This is a genomic window from Novosphingobium sp. (assembly GCF_024642085.1).
Lineage (GTDB): Bacteria > Pseudomonadota > Alphaproteobacteria > Sphingomonadales > Sphingomonadaceae > Novosphingobium.
In genome coordinates this window covers 46,442-72,954 of record NZ_JAHEBV010000004.1, presented here as the reverse complement: position 1 = coordinate 72,954, position 26,513 = coordinate 46,442, and the positions used below count along the sequence as shown (strand labels likewise).

The 26,513-nt window shown below is 59.7% G+C and carries 20 protein-coding genes and 1 tRNA gene; 14 read left to right on the top strand and 7 right to left on the bottom strand.

Annotated elements, in window-relative coordinates; genetic code table 11:
• Positions 1-10 precede the first annotated feature (10 nt).
• From Q0L62_RS02885 to Q0L62_RS02865, 5 genes are all read left to right on the top strand, one after another.
• Positions 11-1,627, top strand: coding sequence for an MFS transporter (locus Q0L62_RS02885; protein ID WP_296676133.1), 1,617 nt, complete (start codon positions 11-13; stop codon positions 1,625-1,627).
• Positions 1,617-2,660 carry an alanine racemase gene (gene alr / locus Q0L62_RS02880; RefSeq protein ID WP_296676130.1) on the top strand — a complete coding sequence of 348 codons (1,044 nt, stop codon included), beginning with the start codon at positions 1,617-1,619 and terminating at the stop codon, positions 2,658-2,660. The genes Q0L62_RS02885 and alr overlap by 11 nt, the downstream gene beginning before the upstream one ends.
• 90 nt (positions 2,661-2,750) lie before the next feature.
• Complete coding sequence (gene phaR, locus Q0L62_RS02875) at positions 2,751-3,302, top strand: polyhydroxyalkanoate synthesis repressor PhaR (protein ID WP_296676127.1); 552 nt, start codon at positions 2,751-2,753, stop codon at positions 3,300-3,302.
• A 44-nt stretch (positions 3,303-3,346) separates the two neighbouring features.
• Positions 3,347-4,897 (top strand): aminoacyl--tRNA ligase-related protein, encoded by a 1,551-nt coding sequence (locus Q0L62_RS02870; RefSeq protein ID WP_296676124.1) that lies wholly within the window; start codon positions 3,347-3,349, stop codon positions 4,895-4,897.
• Position 4,898: 1 nt separating this feature from the next.
• Complete coding sequence (locus tag Q0L62_RS02865) at positions 4,899-7,154, top strand: ribonuclease R family protein (protein WP_296676121.1); 2,256 nt, start codon at positions 4,899-4,901, stop codon at positions 7,152-7,154.
• Here Q0L62_RS02865 and Q0L62_RS02860 read toward each other — a convergent pair whose 3' ends face one another.
• A complete protein-coding gene (locus Q0L62_RS02860; RefSeq protein ID WP_296676324.1) occupies positions 7,155-7,607 on the bottom strand; it encodes a universal stress protein in 453 nt (150 codons plus the stop codon). It abuts the gene before it with no gap.
• A 130-nt stretch (positions 7,608-7,737) separates the two neighbouring features.
• Between Q0L62_RS02860 and Q0L62_RS02855 the strand changes: the two genes are divergently transcribed.
• From Q0L62_RS02855 to Q0L62_RS02840, 4 genes are all read left to right on the top strand, one after another.
• Positions 7,738-9,018: a pyruvate dehydrogenase complex dihydrolipoamide acetyltransferase gene (locus tag Q0L62_RS02855; RefSeq protein ID WP_296676119.1), complete on the top strand. Its 1,281-nt coding sequence runs from the start codon at positions 7,738-7,740 to the stop codon at positions 9,016-9,018.
• A gap of 6 nt (positions 9,019-9,024) precedes the next feature.
• Positions 9,025-9,396: a hotdog domain-containing protein gene (locus tag Q0L62_RS02850; RefSeq protein WP_296676116.1), complete on the top strand. Its 372-nt coding sequence runs from the start codon at positions 9,025-9,027 to the stop codon at positions 9,394-9,396.
• Between the two features lie 3 nt (positions 9,397-9,399).
• Positions 9,400-10,812 (top strand): dihydrolipoyl dehydrogenase, encoded by a 1,413-nt coding sequence (lpdA, locus tag Q0L62_RS02845; protein ID WP_296676114.1) that lies wholly within the window; start codon positions 9,400-9,402, stop codon positions 10,810-10,812.
• A gap of 94 nt (positions 10,813-10,906) precedes the next feature.
• Positions 10,907-11,428 carry a hypothetical protein gene (locus Q0L62_RS02840; RefSeq protein WP_296676108.1) on the top strand — a complete coding sequence of 174 codons (522 nt, stop codon included), beginning with the start codon at positions 10,907-10,909 and terminating at the stop codon, positions 11,426-11,428.
• A 147-nt stretch (positions 11,429-11,575) separates the two neighbouring features.
• On the opposite strand, the gene Q0L62_RS02835 is transcribed toward Q0L62_RS02840, so the two are convergent.
• From Q0L62_RS02835 to Q0L62_RS02810, 6 genes are all read right to left on the bottom strand, one after another.
• Positions 11,576-13,222, bottom strand: coding sequence for a GEVED domain-containing protein (locus Q0L62_RS02835; RefSeq protein ID WP_296676105.1), 1,647 nt, complete (start codon positions 13,220-13,222; stop codon positions 11,576-11,578).
• Between the two features lie 26 nt (positions 13,223-13,248).
• Positions 13,249-18,303 carry a hypothetical protein gene (locus Q0L62_RS02830; protein WP_296676102.1) on the bottom strand — a complete coding sequence of 1,685 codons (5,055 nt, stop codon included), beginning with the start codon at positions 18,301-18,303 and terminating at the stop codon, positions 13,249-13,251.
• Positions 18,304-18,370: 67 nt separating this feature from the next.
• On the bottom strand, positions 18,371-19,507 hold the full coding sequence (locus tag Q0L62_RS02825) for a hypothetical protein (RefSeq protein WP_296676099.1): 1,137 nt from the start codon (positions 19,505-19,507) through the stop codon (positions 18,371-18,373).
• Between the two features lie 70 nt (positions 19,508-19,577).
• Positions 19,578-20,048 (bottom strand): hypothetical protein, encoded by a 471-nt coding sequence (locus Q0L62_RS02820; RefSeq protein WP_296676096.1) that lies wholly within the window; start codon positions 20,046-20,048, stop codon positions 19,578-19,580.
• Positions 20,049-20,060: 12 nt separating this feature from the next.
• Entirely contained in the window at positions 20,061-21,032 is a 972-nt protein-coding gene (locus Q0L62_RS02815; RefSeq protein WP_296676093.1) for a hypothetical protein, read from the bottom strand.
• Positions 21,033-21,528: 496 nt separating this feature from the next.
• Positions 21,529-21,618 (bottom strand) — tRNA-Ser (locus tag Q0L62_RS02810).
• Between the two features lie 88 nt (positions 21,619-21,706).
• On the opposite strand from Q0L62_RS02810, the gene Q0L62_RS02805 reads away from it, so the two are divergent.
• Genes Q0L62_RS02805 through Q0L62_RS02785 form a run of 5 tightly spaced genes read left to right on the top strand, consistent with a single transcriptional unit; the run spans position 21,707 to position 26,499 of the window.
• Complete coding sequence (locus tag Q0L62_RS02805) at positions 21,707-22,753, top strand: lytic transglycosylase domain-containing protein (protein ID WP_296676090.1); 1,047 nt, start codon at positions 21,707-21,709, stop codon at positions 22,751-22,753.
• Positions 22,737-23,702: an SPOR domain-containing protein gene (locus Q0L62_RS02800; protein ID WP_296676088.1), complete on the top strand. Its 966-nt coding sequence runs from the start codon at positions 22,737-22,739 to the stop codon at positions 23,700-23,702. Before Q0L62_RS02805 ends, Q0L62_RS02800 begins: the two co-directional genes overlap by 17 nt.
• 45 nt (positions 23,703-23,747) lie before the next feature.
• On the top strand, positions 23,748-24,908 hold the full coding sequence (locus Q0L62_RS02795) for a D-alanyl-D-alanine carboxypeptidase family protein (protein ID WP_296676086.1): 1,161 nt from the start codon (positions 23,748-23,750) through the stop codon (positions 24,906-24,908).
• Complete coding sequence (tmk, locus tag Q0L62_RS02790; RefSeq protein ID WP_296676083.1) at positions 24,905-25,540, top strand: dTMP kinase; 636 nt, start codon at positions 24,905-24,907, stop codon at positions 25,538-25,540. Before Q0L62_RS02795 ends, tmk begins: the two co-directional genes overlap by 4 nt.
• Complete coding sequence (locus Q0L62_RS02785; protein ID WP_296676080.1) at positions 25,537-26,499, top strand: AAA family ATPase; 963 nt, start codon at positions 25,537-25,539, stop codon at positions 26,497-26,499. The genes tmk and Q0L62_RS02785 overlap by 4 nt, the downstream gene beginning before the upstream one ends.
• Positions 26,500-26,513: the final 14 nt, after the last annotated feature.

Sequence of the window (26,513 nt, the reverse complement as noted above, 5' to 3'; positions counted from 1 at the left end):
GAGAATAGCATTGAATGAGCAAGGTGTTGTGACCGCGGCCGAGCCTAGTGCCAGCGAAATCCGCCTTGTCATTGCGGCATCGTCGATGGGGACGGTGTTCGAATGGTATGATTTCTTCATTTACGGTGCCTTGGGCTCAATTCTCGCGAAGGCATTTTTTCCGAGTGGCAACGCAACGCTTGAAACGCTGCTTTTCTGGCTCGTCTTCGCCGTCGGTTTTGGCTTCCGGCCCTTGGGTGCGATCCTGTTTGGTTACCTGGGCGACCGGCTGGGGCGCAAGTACACCTTCCTCGTCACCGTCACCTTGATGGGGATAGCTACTGCGGGGGTCGGCCTGGTGCCATCGGCCGCTACCATCGGTTGGGCAGCACCCGCCCTCGTCATTCTGCTGCGGATCCTGCAGGGTCTTGCACTGGGCGGAGAATACGGCGGAGCAGCGATCTATGTGGCCGAGCATTCTCCGCCAGGTAGGCGCGGTTTCTTCACCAGCTTCATTCAGGCCAGCGTCGTCGGCGGGTTTGTGCTGAGCCTGCTGGTAGTATTGACATGCAAGACCATGCTTTCGGCCGATCAATGGGCGGCCTGGGGCTGGCGTGTGCCCTTTATCCTTAGTCTCGGCCTGCTGGCCGTTTCGCTCTGGATGCGCATGAAACTCTCTGAAAGTCCTGTATTCAAGGCGATGAAAGAAGCTGGCGAAGTGGCGGTAAACCCCTTTGTCGAAAGCTTCACTTACCCTGGCAACAAACGACGGATATTCGTGGCGTTATTTGGGGTGGCTGCTGGCCTCACCGTAATCTTCTACACCGCGATGTTTTCGGGCCTCGCCTTTGTCAAAAACGCGCTGCATGTACAGGACACTTATGCCGAAGGAATCGTCGGACTCGGTGCAGCGCTAGGCATGGTGTTTTACCTGATGGCGGGTTCGTGGTCTGATCGGGTTGGCCGCAAAAAGCCAATCGTGATCGGTTATGTGCTGACCCTGCTGCTGCTGTTTCCTGCGTTCTGGTTAATGGGATCGACGACACGCACATCTGCCACGCAGACCGAATGGACCATACGCGGACCTGATTGCAGCTATAGCCCGTTTGCCAAGGAACAACCGACTCGTTGCGGCAAAGTTCTCGGTGACTTTGCGTCGGCAGGCATTCCCTACAATGTCGAAGTGGCGGCGGAACTGCAGATGGGTCGCGGCGATGGTGCTGTTTCGCTGGCGGATGTCGATCTGGCGGACCCCAAGACGCGCAAGGCTAATCTCGAAGCGGTCATGGGCAAGCCTATCTTTGCTATCCCCAAGATTGTGCCGTCCCTGACACAGGGCCTGATTATACTGGTCGCGATTTTGGTGCTGATGGCGCTGTCTGGCGCGACCTACGGTTCGGTCGCAGCGTTGCTGGCAGAGATGTTTCCGCCCAAAGTGCGCTATTCGTCGATGTCGATCCCATACCATATCGGATCGGGTTATTTCGGTGGCTTTCTTCCGCTGATTTCCAGCTATATCGTGGCCAAAACCGGAAACCCCTATTCCGGTCTATGGTACACCTGGGTCGTGGTGCTGATGGCCTTGATTGTAGGATGGTGGGGCCTGCGCGGCGGACCCCCGAGCGATTTTGCCGACGATGCAACCTAAGGAACCGTCACCAGCGTTGCGCCTGACAGTTGATTCCCGCGCATTGGTGGCGAACTGGAATACGCTGAACCGCTTATCAGGAGCCGCCGAAGCCGGCGCTGCAGTCAAGGCCAATGCTTATGGACTTGGAATTGGCAAAACGGTTCCAGCGCTTTGGGAGGCAGGCTGCCGTGATTTTTTCGTGGCGCACTGGTCAGAAGCCGGGCCAGTCGCAGCGCACGTGCCGGCGGCTTCTGTATCGGTGCTGCACGGTCCGCTAACGGAGCAAGACGCGATCTATGCGCGGCATCTTGGCGTCAAACCGGTCATCAACTCGCTGGCCCAGGCGCGGCGCTGGATTGATGCGGGCGGGGGGCAGTGTGACGTTATGGTCGATACCGGGATCAACCGTATCGGTTTGCCTTTGACCGACCTTGGCGATTCGCTGATCTTGCAGCTCAGCATTGATATTTTGCACTCTCACCTTGCCTCGGCAGACGAGGTCTCGCACCTCAACGCGTTGCAACTCGAGCGGTGGAACGATGCGCGCGGCCAGGTCGCTCACCGCCGGGCCAGCCTTGCAAACAGCGCAGGTATCACCTTGGGCTCTGCCTATCACGGTGACCTTACCCGGCCAGGCATTGCGATATACGGCGGCACACCGTGCGCTGCGCTAGACGGCAAGATTGCGCAGGTTGCCCGTCTGGAAGCTGCGATCATTCAGGTGCGTGAACTGAAATCCGGAGACAGCGTCGGCTACAACGCGACCTATGTTGCATCCCGCCAGATGCGGGTCGGGGTGGTCAGCCTAGGCTATGCCGATGGCTATTTTCGCGTGTGGTCAAACGCCGGGACGATGATCCATCAGGGTCAAGCCTTACCGGTGATTGGCCGTGTGTCGATGGACATGACCGTTATTGATCTGAGCAATGCGCCAACGTTGGCAGAAGGGGACTGGGTCGAGGTGGTTTATGATTTGCCAGACGCAGCTGCGAAAACCGGGTTGTCACAATATGAACTGTTGACCGGGTTGGGCCGCAGATTTGCGAGCTGATGCTGCGCAGCAAGGTTTTGTTGCAATGCCGTTGCTGCAAGTGCTAACGCTACGGCCAGCGCGGGAGACACATCCTGCAGGGGACAGGTTATGAGCGAAGCTAGCGGCGAGACCGTTATCATCAAGAAATATGCCAACCGGCGGCTCTACAACACCAAGTCGTCAAGCTACATTACACTTGATCATCTTTCCAAGATGACGCGCGAGGGAATCGATTTCAAAGTCCTCGACGCGAAAAGCGGTGCGGACATCACGCATTCGATATTGACCCAGATCATCATGGAAGAAGAAAGCGCTGGTGGTGAACAGATGCTGCCTGTCAGCTTCCTGCGCCAGCTAATCGGCATGTATGGCAATTCGATGCAAAGCCTGGTGCCGCATTATCTTGAAGCCTCGATGGACAATTTCCGGTCCAACCAGGCGAAACTGCGCGAAGCGTTTGAGGCCAGCCTTGGTGCCAACCCACTGGCAAAACTTGCGCAGCAGAACCTGGCCATGTTCAAGGCCGCCGCATCAGCCTTCGTTCCGGGGCTAGGTGATGAAAAACCCACCAGCAAGGATGATAGCCGCGATGATGAAATCGCCGCGCTGCGATCCCAGATGGCCGCAATGCAGGAAAAGCTCGACAAGCTTGGCAAATGATCGCGGGTTTGAACCTGCGACAATAACCGGCTAACGGCGCGGGCATGAGTCAACAGCCCGCCATTCGCCACGCCTTGAACGTCACCCGTGACGCCGATTTCGCCGCCTGGTACCAAGACGTCATTGCTGAGGCCGAAATGGCTGAGGAAAGCGGTGTGCGCGGCTGTATGGTGATTCGCCCTTGGGGCTACGGGATCTGGGAACGCATCCAAAAGCTGATGGACGCCCGGATCAAAGCCGCCGGGGTCGACAACTGCTACTTTCCGCTGTTCATCCCCTTGAGCTACTTTGCCAAAGAGGCCGAGCATGTCGACGGTTTTGCCAAGGAAATGGCAGTCGTAACCCACCATCGCCTCATTCAGGATGGCAAGGGCGGGTTGATACCAGACCCCGAGGCCAAGCTGGAAGAACCGCTGATCGTTCGCCCTACTTCCGAAACAGTGATCGGTCAGGCCATGGCGCGCTGGATCCAGTCGTGGCGCGATTTGCCATTGATGACCAACCAATGGGCCAATGTCGTGCGCTGGGAAATGCGCACCCGCATGTTCCTGCGCACAAGCGAGTTTCTGTGGCAGGAAGGCCATACCGCTCACGCCGACAAAGCTGACGCGATGGCAGAAACACTGCGCGCGCTGGAAATGTATCGGCAGGTGGCAGAAGACGACCTGGCGATCCCTGTGATTGTCGGCGAAAAGCCCGAGAATGAGCGCTTCCCCGGCGCGGTTGCAACCTATTCAATTGAAGCGATGATGCAGGATGGCAAGGCGCTGCAAGCTGGCACGTCACATTACCTTGGAACTGGCTTCGCCGAAGCAGCGGGCATCCGCTATCAGGACAAGGAAGGGCAGCAGGCGCTGTGCCATACGACCAGTTGGGGCGTTTCGACCCGGATGATCGGCGGGCTTATCATGGTTCACGGTGACGATGATGGCCTGCGCGTGCCGCCCCGCGTCGCGCCGCAGCAGATTGTCATCCTTCCAATGCTGCGCGATGATGACGGCGACGAGGCATTGCTGGCCTATTGCGAAGAAATCAGATGTAGTTTGGCTGCACTAAATGCGCTTGGGGAACCGATCCGCGTCCTGCTCGACAAGCGCGCCGGCAAGGCCACGCAAAAGCGCTGGGCTTGGGTCAAAAAGGGCGTTCCGCTGATCCTTGAAATCGGCGGACGGGACGCTGCTGGCGGCCAAATTTCAGTTGTCCGCCGGGATCGACTGTGGCGGCCCGATGGTAGAGTCAATTTTACCGCCCAGACCAGGGACGAGTTTCTTGGGCAGGCCGTGGCTGAACTTGAGGATGTGCAGCGTTCGCTTCACGCCGATGCGACCGCTCGTCGTGACGGACAAATCCACCGTGGAATCACGGAACTGGCTGGCCTCGAAACGTTCTTCAGCGAAGACAAGCGCTATCCTGGCTGGGTTGAACTGGAATGGGCACGGCCGACCGGCGCCGCGCTTGATGCGGTGGTTCAAAAGCTAAAAGCGCTGAAGCTGACTATCCGCAACACCCCGATTGGCGGCTCTCCGGTGTTGGGCAAATGCCTGTTCACCGGCGAGCCAGCGGTTGAGCGCATTTACGTAGCGCGGGCCTACTGACTTGGCCAAGGCACAGCGTCCTCAGCCCGGTCTTCCCACCCGCCAGCAGATCCTCGATTTTATCGCTTCCAGCTCCGATCCCGCAGGTAAACGCGAGATTGCCCGCGCATTTGGCTTGAAGGGGCAAGAAAAGATCGCGCTCAAGTCGCTGCTCAAGGACATGGCTGAAGAGGGACTGATCGACGGCAATCGCACTGCATTCCACCGGATGGGCGGTGTCGCGAAGGTCGCCGTGCTGCGGGTCGTGGATGTTGACGACGGCGAACCGGTGGCAGTACCCGATAGCTGGACGCCAGACGACGCCACTCCGCCTCCGCGTCTGCGTATCCGCGAGAAGGGCAGGAATTCAGCACTGCGCAAGGGCGATCGGGTGTTGGCCCGGACCGAGGAGACCGCGACGGGCTGGATCGCCCACCCGATGAAGAAGCTGCCAACCATGGCCGATCAGATCATGGGCGTGGTCGAAATCGATAAGGCGGGCAAAGGCTGGCTAGCCCCGGTCGACAAGCGAGAGCGCAGCGCCGCCCCGATTGCCGATCTTGGCGGCGCCGAAGCGGGGCAACTGGTGCTGGCCGAACCTGCAGGTAAATCGCCGCGCTCGGGCGTGAAGGTCACAGAGATTCTCGGCGATCCGCTTGCGCCCAAGGCGTTCAGTCTGATCGCGATCCACAAGCACGGCATTCCCTTTGCGTTCCATCCGGAGACGGTGGCGGAAGCCGAACTGGCGGCGAAGCTGCCGGTCGGGACCGACGCGCGCGAAGACCTGCGCCACTTGCCGATCGTTGCGATTGATCCCAGTGACGCGCGCGACCATGACGATGCCATCTGGGCCGAACCCGACGGCAACGGGGGCTTCCGCGCGGTCGTGGCGATTGCCGATGTTAGCTACTATGTCAGACCAGGCGGTGCTCTTGACCGCGAAGCCCGCAAACGCGGAAACTCTGTCTATTTTCCGGACCGTGTCGTGCCAATGTTGCCGGAAGTGCTTAGTGCCGATGTCTGCTCGCTGCGCGCAGGGGAGCCGCGCGCGGCCATGGTCTGCCATATGGAGATCGCAGCGACAGGCAAGGTCACCGGATGGCGATTTACACGGGCAGTAGTGCAGATTGCCGAAGTCATCGCCTATGAAGAAGCTCAGCGACGGATCGAAGCGGGCGACGCAGCAAAGAGCCTGAGCGACCTGTGGGGAGCGTGGCGCGCTTTGGAAAAAGCACGAAGTGACCGCGACCCACTGGCGCTCGAATTACCCGAACGCCGCGTCGTGCTGAACGAGGCCGGCAAGATTGAGGAGATTGCCGTGCGCGAACGGCTCGACGCTCACCGGGTGGTCGAGGACTTCATGATCGCGGCCAATGTCGCCGCAGCCAAAGCTTTGGAAAGCAAGGTCGCACCTGTTGTCTACCGCATACACGAGCCGCCCAGCCGCGAGAAACTAGTCGCGTTAAAGGACTATCTTGCCACGTTTGAACGCAAGCTGGCGCTGGGGCAAGTGGTGACGCCAACACTTTTTAACCGCTTGATCAAGGATGTCAGCGACGAAAGCGAAAAGGCCCTAATCATGGAGGCAGTACTGCGCAGCCAGACCCAGGCCTATTACGGGCCGCGCAATGCCGGACACTTTGGCCTGTCGCTGGCCAGCTATGCGCACTTTACCTCACCGATCCGGCGCTATGCCGATCTGCTGGTCCACCGGGCCCTGGTGGACGGGTTTAGTTTGGAACAGCCTGAACCAAAATCCGACATTCCGGCCACGTCCGGCTTATCCGAGCGCGACCGCGCCGATCTGACGCGGGTGAGCGAGGCGATCAGCGCCGCCGAGCGCCGCGCCATGATGGCTGAACGCGAAACAACCGACCGTTATGTCGCTGCATGGCTGTCATCCCGTGTGGGTGAGGTGTTCGAAACCCGGATTACCGGGGTGCAGCGCTTTGGCCTGTTTGCGACCATCATCGGTCTGGGCGGAGACGGCCTGGTGCCGGTATCGGTGCTAGGCGATGAACGGTTTTTCCACGATGAGAAGGCCCAGGTTCTGCAAGGCGAAAGTACCGGCATCCGCTTTGCCATGGGCCAGAGAATGCGGCTCAAGCTGGCTGAGGCAAACCCACTTACCGGCGCGCTTAAGTTTGAACCGGAAGGAGGAACCGGAACGCGCATCGAACCGCGCGGTCGGCCGCTTCCGCTCAAGAAGAAAGGTACTCACTTCTCCGGGCAACGAGGCCGGCCCGGCAATATCCGTCATCAGGGCAAGCGGCGCTGATCAAACCAGGCGTTCAAGGTCCGTGTCCGTTAGCCCGCCAGGAATGACGTATACCGGGCAGGGCAGCTGCCCCGCCATGGCCGTGAAGTGCGACACCAGCGGTCCCGGCCCGCCATTTGCCGCCGCGCCCAGAACCAACGCCGAAACCTCGGGATGGTCAGAAAGGTATTCGCGCACTACCTGTTCACCATTGCCGGTTTTTACCGCGATGGCCGGCATTTGGCCGCCCTTGCTGAGCAGGTTACCAGCGGCCGTCGTGACTAGCGCCTCGGCCCGTGCGCGGGACTCTTCTTCAATGGTTGCCTGGATGCTTCCCAAAGCGACGAAGGGTTCGCGCGGCACCAACGCAAGCAGGTGAACCTGACCGCCGGTTTGCGCAGCGCGCCCCGCTGCAAAGCGCAGTGCAGTGCTCGCCTCGTCAGTTTCATCCATGATCACTAGATAGACGCGCATGCGTGGTTTTCCCCGTTCTTCGGGCATATCGGGCACAATCGTATTCGAAGCAAGGACCTTGCCGAACGGCGCAGATTTGGCCAAGGACATAGCGTTAGCAGCGCCTTGGAATGAGGACCGGACAGCACCAATGCCCATCAACATCAAGATGCCCGCCCTGTCTCCCACGATGGAGGAGGGTACGCTTGCCAAGTGGCTTGTCAAAGTCGGAGACACGGTATCGTCCGGCGACATCATGGCCGAGATCGAAACCGACAAGGCCACGATGGAGTTCGAAGCGGTCGACGAAGGCGTAATCACTTCGATATCCGTGCCTGAAGGCAGCGAAGGCGTGAAAGTCGGCACCGTGATTGCGACGATTGCGGGTGAGGACGATGATGCAAGCCCCGTGCCCCAAGCCAATATGCCGCCGCCGGTTGCTGCAGTGGCGTCCGCGCCAGTTGCGTCAAACGTTCCGCCTTCACCCGCTGCTGCCCCTGCACGACCTGCGGCAGCAGCGCTTGGGGACGGTGACCGTATCATCGCCTCGCCGCTCGCCAAACGCCTTGCCGAGCAGAAGGGGATCGATCTCAGCAGCGTCAAAGGCTCTGGACCAAATGGGCGCATCGTGAAGTCAGACGTTGACGCAGCGCAACCTGGCACTGCTGCGTTGGCGACAATCGCTGTTTCTGAGCCTGCTGCCGCTTCGGCACCTTCGCCCGCAGCCGTTTCCGATTTTGGCATCCCCTATGAAGCCGAAAAGCTCAATAATATCCGTAAGGTTATTGCCCGCCGCCTGACAGAGGCCAAGCAGACCATCCCGCACATTTACCTGACAGTCGATATGCGGCTCGATGCATTGCTCAAGCTGCGCAGCGAACTGAATAAGGCACTGGAGCCCGATGGCGTCAAGTTGTCGGTCAACGATCTGTTGATCAAGGCGCTGGGCAAAGCTCTGATCCGCGCGCCCAAGTGCAACGTCAGCTTTGCCGGCGAGGAACTGCGCAAGTATACCCGCGCCGATGTATCCGTGGCGGTTGCGGCGCCCTCTGGCTTGATCACCCCAATCATTGTCGATGCTGCCAGCAAGGGCGTGGCCCAGATCAGCACCGAAATGAAGGCGCTGGCCGATAAGGCCAAGCAAGGAAAATTGCAGCCTCACGAATACCAGGGCGGAACGGCCAGCCTGTCAAACCTGGGCATGTTCGGGATCAAACAGTTCGACGCCGTGATCAACCCGCCCCAGGCCATGATCATGGCGGTCGGCGCGGGCGAACAGCGTCCCTATGTGATTGATGGCGCGCTGGCCGTGGCAACGGTTATGTCTGCCACCGGAAGTTTCGATCACCGCGCGATCGACGGAGCCGACGGGGCAGCGCTGATGCAAGCGTTCAAGGATCTGGTCGAGGCGCCGCTGGGTTTGGTGGCGTGATCTGCCATGGCTGAGGATCTGGTTATCAGAGTTACTGCCATGCCGACTGACCTCAACCCCTACGGCGGAGTGTTCGGCGGCTGGCTAATGAGCCAGTTGGCGCTGGGCGCCGGGTCGCTAGCGTCACGCCAGGGGAAGGGCAAGGCGGTGGTCGTCCTTGCAACTGACTTCACCTTTCCCGGCACGATGGCGGTGGGAGATGAATTGTCGATCTTCGCAGAAATTATCGCGCAAGGCCGCACTTCGCTGACTGTCGCCGCGCGGGGCGAGGGGCGAGAGCGCCATGGCGAGAAACTGACCGAAGTCGCCAAAGGGCAATTCAAGTTCGTGTTGCTGGATGAGAATGGCCTTCCGCGCGCACTCAATGGAGCTGATTGAAACATGGCAGACCAATACGACGTCATCGTGCTCGGTTCAGGCCCCGGCGGCTATGTCGCGGCGATCCGGGCGGCGCAGTTGGGGCTGAAAGTCGCGATTGTCGAGCGAGAACTGCTCGGCGGGATATGCCTTAACTGGGGCTGCATCCCGACCAAGGCGCTGCTGCGCTCTGCCGAGATCTTTCACTATATGCAGCACGCCAAGGATTATGGCCTGGCCGCCGAAAAGATCAGCGCCGATCTGAACGCAGTGGTCGCGCGCAGCCGTGGGGTGGCCAAGCAACTTAATCAGGGCGTGACCCACCTGATGAAAAAGAACAAGATCGCGGTCCATCTGGGGACTGGCGTCATGACAGGCGCGGGCAAAATGGAAGTGGCCGGTGAAAAGGGCCCCGAAACGATCAGCGCCAAACACATCATCGTTGCAACTGGGGCGCGAGCGCGCGATCTGCCTTTCGCCAAGGCTGATGGCGAACGGGTGTGGACCTATCGCCATGCGATGACGCCCAAGGAAATGCCCAGCAAGTTGCTGGTTATCGGATCTGGCGCCATCGGGATTGAGTTTGCCAGCTTTTACAACGATATGGGCGCGGACGTGACCGTTATCGAAATGATGGACCGCATAGTCCCGGTTGAAGATGCGGACGTATCCGCATTCCTCGAAAAGGCCTTGAAAAAACAGGGTATGCAGATTCTGACCGGCGCCGGGGTAGAAAAGATCGATGTGTCAGCAACAGGCGTCAAGGCTGCGATCAAGGGCAGGGACGGCAAGGTTGCTACATCAGATTTCAGCCATGTCATTGTGGCGGTGGGCATCACGCCGAATACCGAGAACATTGGGCTGGAAGCGCTTGGCATAGCAGCGGACCGCGGGATTATTGCCATTGACGGAATGGGCCGCACCAATGTCCCGGGCGTCTGGGCAATCGGCGATGTTACGCCTGGCCCCTGGCTGGCGCACAAGGCCAGCCACGAAGGCGTGATAGCGGCTGAGGCGATTGCACAGGAATTGGGCAACACGGACGTTCATCCCCATGCGATGGACAAACGCAACATACCGGGCTGCACCTATTGCCACCCACAGATTGCCAGCGTCGGCCTGACCGAGGCCAGGGCAAAGGAAGAAGGTTACGAAGTGAAGGCGGGAGCTTTCCCGTTCATCGGCAACGGCAAGGCAATCGCCCTGGGCGAAGCGGAAGGGTTCATCAAGACGGTGTTCGACGCCAAGACTGGCGAACTGCTGGGCGCACACATGATCGGCGCAGAGGTTACCGAACTGATCCAAGGCTATGTCGTCGGCAAGACGCTGGAGACGACCGAGGCCGAATTGATGGCGACGGTATTTCCACACCCGACCTTGTCGGAGATGATGCACGAAAGCGTGCTGGCCGCATACGGCCGCGCGATCCACATCTGACCGTCCATAACAATTTGCTGGATAGAACCTGCGCGATGCGTTCTAACTCTGGGTCGAGACGGCGAAAGGCCGCTTAATCAGGGGAGGGACACACATGGAAGACTCGAATGCAGCACCGCCGCAGGTGCCACCGCCAACCCCGATTGCAGGTCTGGCCATATTAGCCATCGTTGTGGTTCTGCTGGTTGCTTACATGGCCGTCGCACTTCAATTTGTGGCAGACACGGCACTGGTCGGCGCATTCATGCTGCTATGGTATTGGGCCAACAACGGCGAACTCGAAATCAGTCGTTTTCCCGCCGCATTGGTCGGATCGGTGGTCGGAATAGCAGTTGCCTGGTTTCTGGCTTATGGTCCGACCCATATGGGCGGGCTCGGCATGGCGCTTTCGCTGGTAGCGCTGCTGCTTGCGCTGTATCTCGACATTATCAAGGCGATCCCGAAAATCGTGAATAACGCAACCATGCTTTTCGTCACTCTGGCCGCAGCCCCACTGGTGCAGCTGCATGTCAATTGGGGACAGCTGCTGGCCACTACGGTCCTGGGCGGCTTGTTCTTTGCCGCCGCTGTCGAAGGACTGAAGCGCGTGGCAGCGCGTTTCGCCCCTGCGGACTGAAAGAAAATTGGCAGACTGGGCGGTCGCGATACGAGGCGTCCAGGGCGTTATAACGTGGTTGGATTTCGGAAGGCCCGCCCCGTGCGTTCTTCAATCATGACCCGCTTGCCGTCGTGGATGACGAGGCCTCACCATTTCAGCAAGTCACTATTTTATCCGTGCCCGGAACTGCACCGTGAACGTCGGAGAAGGGGAACCAAAGCCCAACGATTGCTTTGGGTTAAGGCAAATATGGCGGATTGCAGTGTCGTAAGTGCCCGACACCGTGGGGGTATACGTGCATGCGGCAAAGCTTGCCGGTGCCGCCACGAGGTTGGAATACTTTAGATCGGTCGATGGGGTAAACGTCAGTGCGGCGCCATTCGACTGCGTGAATAAGATCGTGCCAGTGGCTGGGCCGGCACCATCGAAATCCCCAACAAACGCATCAATTTGCGCGGGAAGCGAATCCACGATGAACACGCTGCCGCTATCGGTAGCCGCCGACCCCAAGTTCGATGTGGTGATTGTGTAAAGCACGTCGTTTCCGGGGACGCTGTAGCCGTTGAAGGTCGTGGTAGTGTAAACCACGCTCGTCTTGGATGTGGTCAAGAGCGGTGCCCCAAGCACCGTTACCGCATAGTCCTCAACCTCGCCGTCCCGGCCCACCAATGTGGTCGCATCCAGGCCTGACTGACTTGACCAGCGAAAACGCGCAAAGGTCTGGCCGAGCGCGACGGATGCCGGCACCGCTACTGACAGGCGGATCGTGCCCACAGTAGCACTGGTATCTCCGGTACCGTTGTCGGTAATGTTAGTGGCGACCTGCTCGCCCGGATCGAGGAAGTCGCCATCTTGATTCCAGTCGAACCAGGCCTGTAACCGCCCGGCTGTGCCCAGAACAGTAACGGTGATCGTTGCGATATTGTTTGGCCGTATGACGCTGAACGTTACTCCATCGTCGCCCGAGTCCGCGCTTGCATTGGCGCTGTTGTAAGGGCCTGTCTCGCCAGTGATCGCCGCGCCAAGCCGGTATCCTGCAATTATGTCGTGGCGCGGGTTTCCGTACGAGCTGGGCGCATCACCAAAGTCCTGCGAAACAGGATTGCCGGTAGGGGCGGGCAAATTGGGGCAGGTGAACTGAAGCGAGGTCAGACGGACAGTTGCCCCGGTGCCCAGCGCACCGATCCGGTAGTTGAAAGCACTCTTCTGCGAATAGAAGGTAGCGGCGATATTCTGGTTTGCGGTCGGGTCGATGCCGGGCGCCGTAAATGTCGTGGCCGATTCAAAACGTGTATTGGCGCCTGCTGCGCTCACGTTGATGTTGGTTGGCGAATTCAGCAGATACTCGGCATAGATATTCTGAAACTCTGCGTACTCGCGCAGTGACACGCTGTCGCCATCAACATCGATGGCGGTTGCAACGAAATCGAACGGTAGAGGCGTGTTCGTGCCCGCCACCACGAAGGTGAATTGGAAATCCACACTTCGCGCATCAGCGCCACCGAGTTCGGGATTGAAGAATGCCCGCAAATCCGGCGCACCAGCTATGGGGGCGGTGTTGTTGTCGATGGTGGCGAGGGAGGCACCGTTATTGAACGCAACCACGCGCACCAGCGCATCAATACCGAAGTTTACGTTCGAGTAGCGGTAAACTGCGCCAGGCTGGAGGGCAGTGCCCGAAACGAGAGTCGGGGTAGCACTGAAATCGAGCGTCGTAATAACTCGGCCCAGGCAAATCTCGGTTGTCTGTGCCGAAACGGGCGCAGCGCCGAGCAGCGACGTGACGACCACGGCACAGATGATCGTCAGCAAGCGCAGTATCCGAGCCACAAGCACTATCATCGACCAAGCCCTAGAAAAGAGAATGTGTCGGCATCGAACTTTAAGCGCACCGCAGCGAACAATCCTTTTTCTGTGTGTCGCGCCTCGGAAAAATCCCGATCGCGGAAGCCGCCGACGTTGTAGCCGATTGTTACCAGGGTGTCCTTGGCGGGCACAAATCCGATCTGCGGACCGATTGAAAAGCTGGTTGTGTGGTCTGAAAGATTGGCTCTCACCGTTGCCGATCCGCCAAGTTCAAGCCGTTCGCCAATGCCGATCCGCAGGTCGAGCCCGCCGAGCAAGGTCGTTCCAGCAAGATCGAAGTCCCCCATCCGGTCGAAGTTGTAGCGACCGCCGAGGAAGACCCCGATTTCCGACCGCCGGACCAGTTGCTCGACGCCGCGTTTCTCGTCAATCCCTCGGGGCGACCAATTGCTCGACAGGCTTGCAACCAATCGCCGTGACTTTGCATCACCGTCGACGGTCAGCGCAGTGCGCCCGGCCGGTCCGGTTTCGCCGGCAACTGCGTTAGTCACTGTGTCACTGCGATAGGCAAGTTTGCCAAGAAGGGCGAAGCTGGATTCTGCGGGTCGATATGCGGCCGAGAATGCCGCATCGAAGATTTCCGTGCGGACGTTTCCGTCTCCCGTTGCCCTGGTCCATGTCAAACCAGAACCGAGCACGATACCGTCATCTAGCTGGCGGATGACGCCGGCCGTAACGCCCACGCGATCGGCATACTCGCCGGCGCGGTACTCAGCGCGCGCAGTCGCCGACCAGCGATCCTTGCGCCACGAAGCGCCAAAGGTTGCGGCCGCAAAATTCTCAAATTGCGCGCCTTCCTGCGAAAGGTGGCCACCTGAGGCAACCGGGTGCAGCGGATTGACGACGTCAAAAGCATTTGCACCGCCCAACTTGTGATTGCCGTCAAGCGTTGCGTCGAACGAAAGTTCAGAAGAAACGGCGAAACTCTGCGAAAGGCCGAACGCCGCGTAGCTGCGTTTGCCCTGTTCGGCGATATCCTGTTGGCCCAGCGTCGTGACAATCCGCGATCCCTGCCACGGGGACAGCTCGAAACCGGCATTAAAAGTGCGCGCATCGATCGTTTCGCCTTTTGCAATCTCGTAAGTGCCCACAAGGCGCAGCCAATCGGTAACGGAATAGCGCGCGCGCAAGCGGTGACGAGCAGGCAGATCGATCGATTCGGCTTTATCCAACGCGATGCTGGAGGTCGCACTCAGTTCAAGCTTGTTGTCGAGCAACCGCTGCGAGATCGCGCCCTCTAGGACGGTGGATGCAGCGCGCGTTCCATCAGCCAGACGATCATCGAGATGCGCAAGTCCTAGTCGCAGTTCGCTGTCGCCCGCCCGGTAGGCACCAGCAACCTGAACCGCACGGCGGTTGGAAGGATCAGTAAGGCTTTCGTCGTACCAGGCGCTTCCTGTTACCGAAAAGTGCTGATCGAACGCATACCGAGCATCGAACCCGAACTTGCGCCGGCCGAGTTCGGCACCGGTTTGCTGGCCAGTGCCGTACGCTGCGTCGATTGAGCGGGCATAGACGAGAACGTCAAGTGCGCCGGTCCGATGCTCTGCTTCAAAAAGCCAGGCAGAAGCATCGCTCGCGGCGGTCCGGCTGATACCGATTTCGCCGCGCAGCTCGGTGCCCCCGCCAAGTCGCGCCCGTACGTCTACAGCACCAAGATTTGTCCGTGCACCGTCACCCTGGTCGGAAACTCCTGTCACGCCAATTCGAACGGCATCTGCACCAATCGTATAGTCGGCCCGCACGCCTGCATTCCAGTTTGCCCGACCGAGCCCGTCCGCCACTTCATAATCAATAACAATAATTTGCGGGTTCAAAGAAAAGTCGCGGCTGAGGATGGGTTCCTTGAAAGCGATCGTCCCTGAAAGAGCGTCGATATCGTAGTCGATAAACCGTGAGAGCTCGCGGCGCTCGACAACAACCTCGGAGCGAAGGCGATCACGCACTTCGATGGCAACAATCTCGCTGTTGGATACGATATCACGCGAGCCGAGACGATAGGGGCCCGACAGGCCGCTGCCCTGGATCTCATCACGGCGGAAGCGGGTTGCAATCTTCGCAGCAAACGCCTGTGCGTGGGCAGCGCCAAACCGGCCTTCGACTTTCACGCCCGTTGCCGCGCGTTCGTACCGCCCTAAAACCGTTTGATCAAATCCGGTGAGGAAATCACCGTAAAGTGCGTAAAACGTTTTGGTTTCTATGCGTAGGTACAGTTTCTCGCGACTGGCAGCGTCAAAGCGTCTGTCGCTGCCATCGGCAAAAACGGTGTAGTATGCGTTCGGATCGATTATGCCGAGCAGACGTTGATCGTCTTTCTGTTTGGCGCTGTCATACGCGATGGTTGCGATGAATTTACCCAGAACATGGCCTTTGGCATACAGCGCTACCCGCGCTTTGCTCCCCAGATCGCTGTCAAAACTTCCGGTCCGCTCCATGTTGTCGGCAATCGTCTTTGCGCCGACAGAGCCTTCGGCCAAGCCGACCACAGTCCATTCCAGATCGCCCGGCAAGATCCAGCTTTCAAGTTCCTGTTCACGCGCCGCTTCGCGATCAGCGAACGAAAACGACAGGTGGAGCGGGCCGCTGATCATCGTCGGCGCAAGTTCGATCAAAGCGATGCCGTCGTCGCCCTCGATAGTCCACGAAGGGGTTGCCGAACCCTGGCCCGAAAGTTGGCGCAACTGCAGTTGATCGAGCAGTGCCGCGCTCTCGTACGGCGCGCCCACCCTGACACTGCCCGTAACGCCAGAATGGACAGGGCGGCCGCTGCGATCAGTCAGACGTATCGCGATGACCGGGCGGGCGCTGCCATCGGCCACAAGGTGGGACCGTTCGCGCACGATTTCAGCGCGCCAGGGGGACGCCACGAAATCGACATCGCGGGTCAGGTCGTCAGTAATCGAGCCATTTTTGTCACGCACAACGGCGCGGAATCTGGTCTTTCCGTCTTCGACTGCCACGCCGCGCCAAATGCTTACCGAGAAGGTTCCGTCGGCAGCGGTTCGCACGCCATCCAGCGCGCGGTCAGCGACCGGCTTTCCATTGGCTGTCAATTCAACCGATTGGCCGGGCCGGTGGCGAATGACCACACGCACGGCGGGAGCGCGGGGGTTGTGGTCGATTTCTGGAAACAGGAAGGCGTTCGGCCCGTCGCCCATTGCCAGCCAATCTCGATCGTTGCCGGCCGCCTCACGCGCAGAAATTTCAGATGCTGCGGGCAACGCACCGATTGCGATCGTTTTACCTGTTTCATCACTGCCGCCTACCGGTTGAATCATATTTTTGGGTGGCGCCCAATCCGGAATGTCGGCCGTGAAATCAGCGACTAACAATGAGCCGCCTTGACCGATTACGAAGCGCGATGAGGCGCTTCCAGCGGTCCGGCTCGAGCGATCACAATCCACGAAATTGCCGCCTGCGGGAAGCGTCTGGCGCTGTGCCTGAACAACGTGAGTGCCGGGAACGACGCCTTCGAAGTGATACCGTCCCTCAAGGTCAGTGATTGCGAAAGTCCCGTCCTCTAGCATAACTCTCACCCCGGGGATGCCAACCCGGTCCCGGGTAACCGCGCAGATGCCGAGCGTGACGCGGCCGATGATCGTCAGCCTTGAGGCAATCGTATCACGCTGGATTTTAATCGAGTTTTCGGCAACCGCGTTTCCACCGAAAGGGTCAGTCGCGATCGCGCGATTGAGGGCTTGGCCTGCTGGCGCATCGGGCCGTACGGTCATCGCATACGTGACCTTGAGCGTAGCACCCGCAGCGATCGATCCCACGTCGATTGCCAGGCGGCGGCCGTCTGGCGCAATACTGACTCCATTATTCACTGCGCGGCCATCAACGCGGATCGAATCCGCGCGCAGGCGAAGCCATGGCGAGGGGAGGTCGACCAGTGAAACGCCGCGTTTGGCACGCGCGAGATCAGGATTGCGCAGCGTAATAGTATAGAAAATTGCGTCGCCAGGCTGCGCTAGGGCCTTCGACGCCGACTTGGTGATCGTGACTGATGTCGTTGGCCGGTCGACAGGGATGTCGATGCGCACGGGTTCCGGCGATACCAACGTCAACTGGCCGCCAAACGACGCGGCAGCAATGATCAGCGCGCCGCCATCCGGTCGCGTCAGACCGGATAGCCCAGATGGCTGAACCGCGGAAGGCGCAGTGTACGGTGCTGGCGGAACGACGACCAAGCGATACGATCCCAGCGGCGCCAATGGAAAGCGATACTCGCCGGGCTGCATGGGATAGACGTTGCCGGCAGCATCGCGGATCGCCTCGCCGGTAATCACTGTAGATGGCCAGGGAGTGATGCCATCGTCGGCGAAGACTGTCGCCGGGTTGCCGGTCGCCGCATCGACCAGGGTAACCGAAGCCCCGGATACAGGAGAGCCATCGGCGCTGTCGAACACGATGCCATAGGGATCGGCAAGGACCGCAACTACTGTTGCCACGAGTGGCGCAGAGCCGTTCTCGCCGCCAAGCGATACGGTGATGCTCTCTCCCGACGCGACGCTTAACTGGCAATCGAAAGACGTCGGGGCAGGGGGAATTGCACGGGTGCGGATTGCGCCGGTAAAAATGCCCGAGTTTGGCGCGGTCTCAAAGATTTCCAGGCTTTCGCGGTCTCCGCTGGGTGTCGAGATCGAGGCTGCCAGCTTGTCGATCGCTGCAGGATCGAGGTTGGCCAGCGGCGCAATCGCGCGGATGACCAGGACTTCACCGACCCTCAGCTGCGCCGTTGGAGTGGCTGGCACACCGATCCCGCCATCGGCAGAGCCGGGAAAGATTACGAGCGGCGCATTGCCGCAGAGCGATGCCCTGATCGGCAGATCCGCCGATGAACCCGGCACCGGGTGATACGTCTCAAGTGCGATCGGATTAATGATCGTCTCTACCGTAACAGTGTTCGAGGCAATCGTCCGGGCAACACCGGCGTCGACCCAATCGGCACGTGCGGTATTTGTGATTGTTTGCGCGGCAGCAGGCATGACGAACAGCAGCAGCGCCCAAAAGAGCGCTGCTGCCATTGCGTAGCAAGGATATAAATGCCGCATTGTGAGATTCAGGCGAAAGCCCGTTTTCCGTTTTGACCGCTTACTTGATCGTCGCTTGGAAGCGCAGCGTTCTCGTCTCGGTCGACGCAATACTCGTGAACGTGTTGCTGACAGTCGTTGTGCCGGCAGTGTAGTTCGCTGCATCGGTTCCCGCCGTACCGCCGGTTCCCGCGCACGTGTCGGGAGCGGTGAACGCACCGTTCAAATAGACGCTATTCGGCAGGTAAGTCATGGTCGCCGGGACCTGGTCGGTTACTGCGACAGTCGTTGCCGTCGAACCGCCCGATGCGTTGGTCACCACGATGCAATATTCGACCACTGCACCAGGGATTGCCCGCGGGCTTGCACTGCCCACAGGATCGCTGATCACGCGGCTGTACTTGTTTACGGACAAGCGGGCCGCAGTCACCTTGTAGTCACTGCGAGCGGCATGCTTGCCGTTATACTGCGCGTCATAGGTAAGGTAGGCAGCATCGGCAAATACGGTTTCCATCGTGTTCTTGCCGTTTGCGGCCGAATCTTGCGCGATGGCAGACCCACCCGATCCGGCAGTCGCCCCGGGGGCTCCTGTGATCGGCGCGCCGACAAGTGCGCCGCTTGCGGCGGTCGCGGTCAGAAGCACGGTGGCAATCGCGTTGTCAGCGGGCAGGCCGGTGCTGGGATCGGTCATGTTGGAAACGACATAGACCGTCGCCACATCACCCGAAGCCAGGCTTGCGATCGTCGAAACCGAAGCATCGCTACCCAGCTGGAAGCCCGGCGTGCCGTTGGTTTCGACATAAATACGGATGTTCGACGTATCGAACGAATCGTTCACCGCGCCATTGAAATTCGAAGCGCCACCGGTCTGGTTGGTCGCTGCGAGCAAGAAGTCGAGCGTCGCGTTGGAATTGTTGGTAACCGTGAAAGTGGTTACGGCATTCGTCTGGCCCGGCGTGACGGCAACAGGTGCAGCATCCGTCGTGGCCACGGTCACGTTTACCTTGCGGTCGACCTTGAAGGTGTCGGTAGCCTGGACCTGCGTCTGGGCGACACCGCCAACCTGATAGTTCACGCTTACGGTGTTGGTTATGTCGGTGTTTGCGGCGGTCCCAACGGGGGCAGCAATTGCGATCATCGGTGCGGTCATCAACGCCAGTGCGCTGGTTCCCGCCACCAGTCTTTTGATGCGAGTCATTGGATTTATCCTTGCGATTTAGACCCTTGGGTGCGCCTGGATCCTAAAGGCGTTCTTGTACCTCGAAAGACTATCGAACAGAGGCGAAGTAGGTGACGGAGCCGGATGCACCAGGCGCAATGGAAGCAACTGTCCAGCGAACCTGTTCGACATCCGCAACGGTCGCGGCGCGCGTTCCACCTTCCGGTATCGCGACGGTACGCGATGCCAGTTTTCCGAACGACTTGCCGCCATCAACGGACACTTCGAAATTTCCGACTTCGGTAAGCACCACGGCTTTAGGAAGCGGATTAGTAATCACGAAGTTCTGGACCGCTTGTCCGGACCCGTTGCGATAGCTGGTCGTGAACTTGAGACGGTCGCCCGGGACGACCTGGGTGGGTTCCGCGTAGGTTTCCACGCGCTTTCCACCCTGTTCGGCGATACGCACGACCTTCACGTCACCCTTCAGTTCGATTGGCTCCTGAGCAAACGCGGGCGCACTTGCGAGAGCCAGACTGCAGGCTAAAGAAAAGATATGAAATCGAACCAATAACATCATCAAAATCCTAGATTAATTTACCTTGACATCAAAAGTTACTGTGCGGGTTGCACCAGCTGATGTGGTGCCCAGCGTAACGACAACACCCGCCGCAGAGGCAACGCCCGCATCGCTATCAGCGAGGTCGGTAAGCGGAGTACTGTCGAGCGTGAGGGAGTTAGCGACATAGGTCGTCGACGCCGGGATCGCGTCGCTGATCTTCAAATTGTTGATTGAACCGCTGCCGGTGGCATTGGCCACGATCTGGAACCTGATCCGGGCGCCGGGGACTGGCTGTGATCCACCGAATGGGTCGCTGACCGTCGCTGTCTTGACCAGACTTACCGAGACGGCACTTGAAATCAGCGATCCTCTCGCCGCGTCGTCCGCTCCGCTATTGCCGACAACGGCTGCACCGCCGCCTTCGCCCGCTCCTGGGAACACTGTGCCTGGTGCGCCAGTGCCGGTCACCGCTTGTGCCAGGAGGTTGACCTGGCTGGTCGACCCGTCGGCCGCGCCCGGCGAACTCACAAGCACGAAGACAGTAAGGGGAGTATCGGGATTAATCAGCGGCGAATTACCGCCGTTGGCTACCAAGGTATCTATACCGGCGTCATAGACGCCGTTGTTGTTGGTATCGATCGCAAGCGAATCGACCGTCGAATTGAATCCGTTGCCAGCAACGGCCGGATCGGCAGTGAGGACAAATGCTTCTGGCCCGTTTCCGGTGTTTGTCACCGTGAACGACAGCACTGCGGAACCCGAGATTGTGATCGCGCTTGCATCCTTCGAGGCGACCGCAACGTCCAGCAGTTCGTCGACGCGGATGGTGACGGTGTTCGAATTGATCGACTGCGTGGGACCGCCCGTATCGAAGCTGGCTGTCGCGGTGTTCTCTATGAGCGTCCCTGCCGGAACACTCGCAGCATATGCCGCAGACGAAGCAAAAATAAGAGAGGCGACGGTTCCGTTAAGCGCGACGCGGATGGCTGACGAGTTTTTCATGCTGCCGCGATTAAACGAAATTGGTTAATCATAATGTAAAGCGGCAATGAATGCGCGCATCAGGGGATTTACTGGTCTGTGCTTGGCAAAGGGCTGCTCGCGGCAAAGCAATGTGTAGCTTGGGACGTAAACGCCTGCGGCGATTCCGCTGGCCTGCCAACGCGGCTTCAACCCGTTGTCGCACTCTATTTCGGCCTTCTGCTCCTGCCCGGCGCATATGGGGCAAGCGCGGGGCTCAGAAACATCGAAAATGGTTCTTTCTGCTCCAAACGAGCTTCTTGATTTATCGTTATTTCAAGTTCTTAGTTCAGAACCCTGAGAGTGTAGGTGCGAAGCGCAACGACTTTTCGTAAACCACGATGCTTATCCCAAGACCGTGAGGATATTTCAAGAAGCATGGAACGCAGCCAGAGCTCGTAATGCAGTTGCGAGACTGAAAAGTTCGGATTCTTAGCCCGACTGCTTAACTTCCCGGGAGATCCAGGGCCGATATAGCTGGCGGACAGGGTGGGATTCGAACCCACGGTGAGCTTGCACCCACGGCGGTTTTCAAGACCGCTGCCTTAAACCACTCGGCCACCTGTCCGCTGATCGCGCCCGCTAGCGCGTGATATTGCAATTGTCACGCCTTAAGCGGTTTTCAAGCCGCTCTGGCTGTGCGAAACCTGTTCGTGATGAAGCCGTTACGAATATTCCGTTTGTCGATCCCGGCACTTGCTGTTCTTGCTGCATTTTCTGCGCCCAGCGTTCCAGCCATCGCGCAGGCGCAGATCTCCCAGGATCAGAGCTTCGAAGGCTATCTGCAGCTGCTAGGCGCCAAGGCGCGTAGCGAGGGCGTTAGCGAAGCAACGATTGTGCGGATGACCGCCGGCCTGACCGTCAACCCGCGGGTTGTCGCGCTTGATCAGTCACAGCCAGGATCGACGCCCGGAAGTCCACCGGCATTTTGGCCCTATTACCGCGACCATGTCGATGCCGCGCGGATATCAGGTGGCCGTCGCACCCTGGCTGCCAATTATGACCGGTTACCGCAAATAGAAGCGCAATACGGCGTACCCGGCAAGATCGTGGTGGCGATCTGGGGGCATGAGACCAACTACGGCAGCTACAAAGGAGATTTCGACCTTGCTCGCTCGCTTGCTACGCTTGCCTATGAGGGACGAAGGCGCGATCTTTTTGCCAGCGAGTTCATTGCTCTCCTGAAAATGGTCGACCGCGGGGTGCCCCGCGAACGGCTTTACGGCAGCTGGGCCGGCGCGTTCGGCAATCCGCAGTTTCTGCCGTCTGTGTACCTTCGCTTGGCGCGCGATGGGGACGGCGATGGCGACGCCGATATCTGGAATGACCGCGCCGATACTCTAGCCTCGATTGCAAACTATTTTCGCGATGCCGGCTGGCGGCGTGGCGAGCCGTGGGGGGTGAAGGCCTATGTCCCGGCATCCTTCGATCGCAGCTCGGTGGTGGCGAAACTTGATTCGCCGACCTGCCCCCGCGTCCATATCCGGCATTCGGCCTGGAAAACGGTCAGCGAATGGCGTGTTTTGGGGGTGACGGCGCAGGCGCCGCTTGCTGATTCCACGATGGCTACGCTGTTCGAACCCGATGGTCCGGGCAACGGAGCGTTTTTGTTAACCGGGAATTACAGGGTTATCCTCCAATATAACTGCTCGAACTACTACGCGCTTTCCGTGGGGTTGCTTGCAGATGAAATTGCCCGTTAACCGAACCTGGCCGCTTGCGGCTGTTGCCTTGCTGACTGCCTGCGGTGGCAGCGCGTCTGTAAAGGACGTGCCTGCGCCAGCGGCAAATGGCCCGGCCGCAGACTATCCGATGGTGCTGGGCGCGCCGTTCACTGTCGATGGAACCACCTATACCCCGGTCGATACGATGAACTTCGATACGGTCGGCTTCGCCAGCAGCGGCAGCGATGGCGGCTCTTCGGTGTCAGCCGCCCACCGCACCTTACCGTTGCCCAGCTATGTCGAGGTCACCTCGCTCAGCACCGGCAAGACAATCCTGGTCCGGGTGGAACGCCGCGGGCCAATGTTCGGTTCGTCGATCATCGAGCTGTCACCTGGGGCGATCGCCCAAATTGGCTTTGCCGGAGCTAGCAACATGCCGGTGCGCGTGCGCCGTGTAAATCCGCCCGAAATCGAACGTGCTTTGCTGCGAACCGGGCAAATTGCTCCGCCCCGCATGGACACGCCAAAATCGTTGCTGGCCGTCCTGCAGCGCAAGCTGGATTTGCAGATGGGCATCCCTGCCAAACCAGTGCTGGCCGATACTGTCCCGGACGGCGCAGCAAGCCCAGCTCCGGTCAACAACTCACAGGTTCAAACCCAGCCTGTGTCACAGCCAGTGGCTATGAAGCCAGTGTCGAAGCCCGCTGGCATCAAAGCGGAACCGCCGACAAAGCCTCCGGTTTCGTCGCCGGTTAAACCGGCGACAAGCAGACTTGTAACGGGAAGCTGGTTTGTTCAGATTGGCACCTTCGCTAGTAAGGCCAATGCGGATGCTGCGGCGAAAAAGGCTGGCGCATTGGTATCCGCATCCGGAAAATTGTGGCGCGTAAGAATGGGGCCGTTCGGCGATGCGGACAAGGCCCGCCCAGCGCTGGCGAAGGCCAAGTCTGCCGGTTATAGCGACGCCCGTATTCAGCGCGCCGACTGACGCCCAGGCGTCCCGGCGCTTCATTTGCCGGGGAATGCCTTGTTGTTGAATCGTTCGCTGCTGCTGCTGGCTGCCGTCCTGCCAATTGCGGTCCTGAAAGCTGATGCGCCTGGCGGGTACCCCGGACCGCTGCCGCGCTCGGTGGCTCAAGCACCGATTGCGCTACTGTACGATCTATCCAGCGGCCGCACGCTCTATGCCCACAACGGTGACGCGCGGTTCCTTCCCGCATCCATTACCAAGGCAATGACCTTGCTCGTCGCCTTTGACAGGATCAAGGCAGGAACCTTAAAAGAAGACACTGTTTTTACCGTAACTCCGCAGACTGCGCGGCAATGGTCGGGCAAAGGAACCACGCTGTTCCTGCAGCAGAACGAACAGATCACCGTTGCGCAGCTCCTGGCCGGGATCGCGACCGCATCGGCAAATGACGCAGCCGTGGTGCTGGCCGAAAGTGCCTCGGGCAGCGTACCTGCCTGGACTGATGCAATGAACGATCGCGCGCGGCAACTTGGCATGAATGACAGCCATTTCGCCACGCCAAACGGCTTTCCCGATGGCCGGGCCACGTATGTGACGGCCAACGACCTTGTGAAGCTGGCTCGCGCACTGATCAATGATCATCCAGCCATGTATAAACGGTACATCAACCGGGCGGAAATTGATTGGAAAGGACAACGCCTGACCAGTCACAATCCATTTGTCGGCCAGGTTGCCGGAGGCGACGGGATCAAGACCGGCCATACCTTCGAGGCAGGCTTCAATTTTTTGGGTTCCGTCCAGCGCGACGGCAGAAGGCTTGTGGTGGTGGTGGGCGGGGTCTGGACCGCGCCTGAAAGAGCCCAAGCTTCACGCGATCTGGCGGAATGGGGATTTGCCGAATGGGAAGGCCGGCTCTGGTTGCGGCCAGAACGGACAGTCGGCCATGTCCGCGTCCAGCAGGGCACCATTCGCGCTTTGCCGGTAGCGGTGCCAACATCCTACTTGATGACCGTTCCGCGCGGTGCGACCGGGCGCGCAAGCGGGGAAATTGTCTATGCGGGACCGCTGGTCGCTCCTATTCCCAAGGGCGCAAAGGTGGGCGAACTTCGCGTATCAGTTGACGGATCGCTCCCTTATTCCCTGCCGCTTGTCGCCACCGAACAGGTCAAACGCGCCGGGCCGTTAGACAGGGTGGTCAACGGACTGCTAGGCCTTGGGCGATGACGTGCGGACGATTCATTGCACTGGAAGGCGGGGAGGGGGCGGGCAAATCGACCCAGGCCCGGCTTCTTGCACAAGCACTGACCCGCCGCGGCGTTGCAAGCCGCATCACTCGCGAACCAGGCGGTACTGCCGGCGCCGAAGCCATCCGGGCGTTGCTGCTGGGCAGCGAAGGTGAGGGATGGCACGCGCGCGCCGAAGCGCTGCTGTTTGCCGCTGCCCGCAGCGATCATGTCGAGCGCCTGATCCGTCCTGCGCTTGCTGCGGGAGAGTGGGTGATTTGTGACCGCTTTGTCGACTCAAGCCGAGCTTACCAGGGTGGTGCGGGAGGGCTGTCGGACGATGACGTAATGCAACTGCACCGTATCGGCAGCGAAGGGTTGTTGCCCGATCTGACCTTGTTGTTTGAAATCGATCCCGCAAAAGCAAGCCAGCGTCTGATTGCACGCGATGGCGGATCGTCAGACCGGATTGGCGGCCGCGGTGCCGCGTACCATGCAGGGGTTGCAGCCGCATTTGCGCGCTTTGCCGCTGCCGAACCGCAGCGTTTCGCGCGCATCGACGCAAACGGCGATCAAGATACAGTCGCCGCGGATGTCCTTGCTGCGCTCGTGCCACTGTTAAGCGCTGGATGACCAAGCTGACAGGCCATGACGACGCCTGGCGGGCGTGGGACGAGGCCATGGGCTCTAACCGGATGCACCATGCCTGGATTCTCGCCGGCCTGAAAGGGATCGGCAAGGGGACGTTCGCGCGTGCCGCTGCGGAGCGGCTGGTAACCGAAGCGGAACTTCCCCAGCCAGGCTGGGAGAATCATCCCGATATCATCGTGCTCGATCATCTTCCCGCAAACGACACTGAGGAAGAAAAGCGGGCCGAGGGGAAACCCTGGCAAAGAAAACGCAACATAACAATCGATCAGGTGCGGCGAATGCAGTCGCGTCTGATCACGCGGCCAACCCTGGGCGCTCGCCGGGTAGTGATCATCGATCCGGCTGACGATATGGAAAAAGGCGCGGTCAATGCGCTGCTAAAAAGCCTGGAGGAGCCTCCGGTCGGCACATATTTTCTGCTCGTCACACACCGTCCGGGGCGTCTTTTGCCAACCATTAGATCCCGTTGCCGCATGATGCGTTTCGCCGCCTTGGCGGCCCGTGACATCGATGCCGTTCTGCGCAGTGAAATTCCATCCGCAGATCTGCCGACCCGCAATGCTGCAATCGCTGCGGCAGAGGGATCGCCCGGCGCGGCGCTCGCTTATGTCGAGCACGACCTTGGCGCAATGCACGGCATTATGCAGCGGCTGGTCGCGGAGGGTGACGAGCAGCTGGCCTTGCGCGGAGCCTTGGCGGAAGCAATCGGATCCCGTCCAGACCGCGAGCGCCTACAGGCGGCAATCGATCTTGCCCGGGCGGTGATTGGCGCTGAATTAGGCGGCAGCGACATTGCCAGGCAGCAACATGTGATCGATGCGCATACCGAGCTTGTCCGGCTGGGCAGCCAGGCGACAACTTACAACTTCGACCCCGGTCTGCTGGTGTTGGAGATTGGCGCCTTGCTGGCTTCGCTTGCCATGCCTAGAGAGACGATCTGACCATTACATAGAAA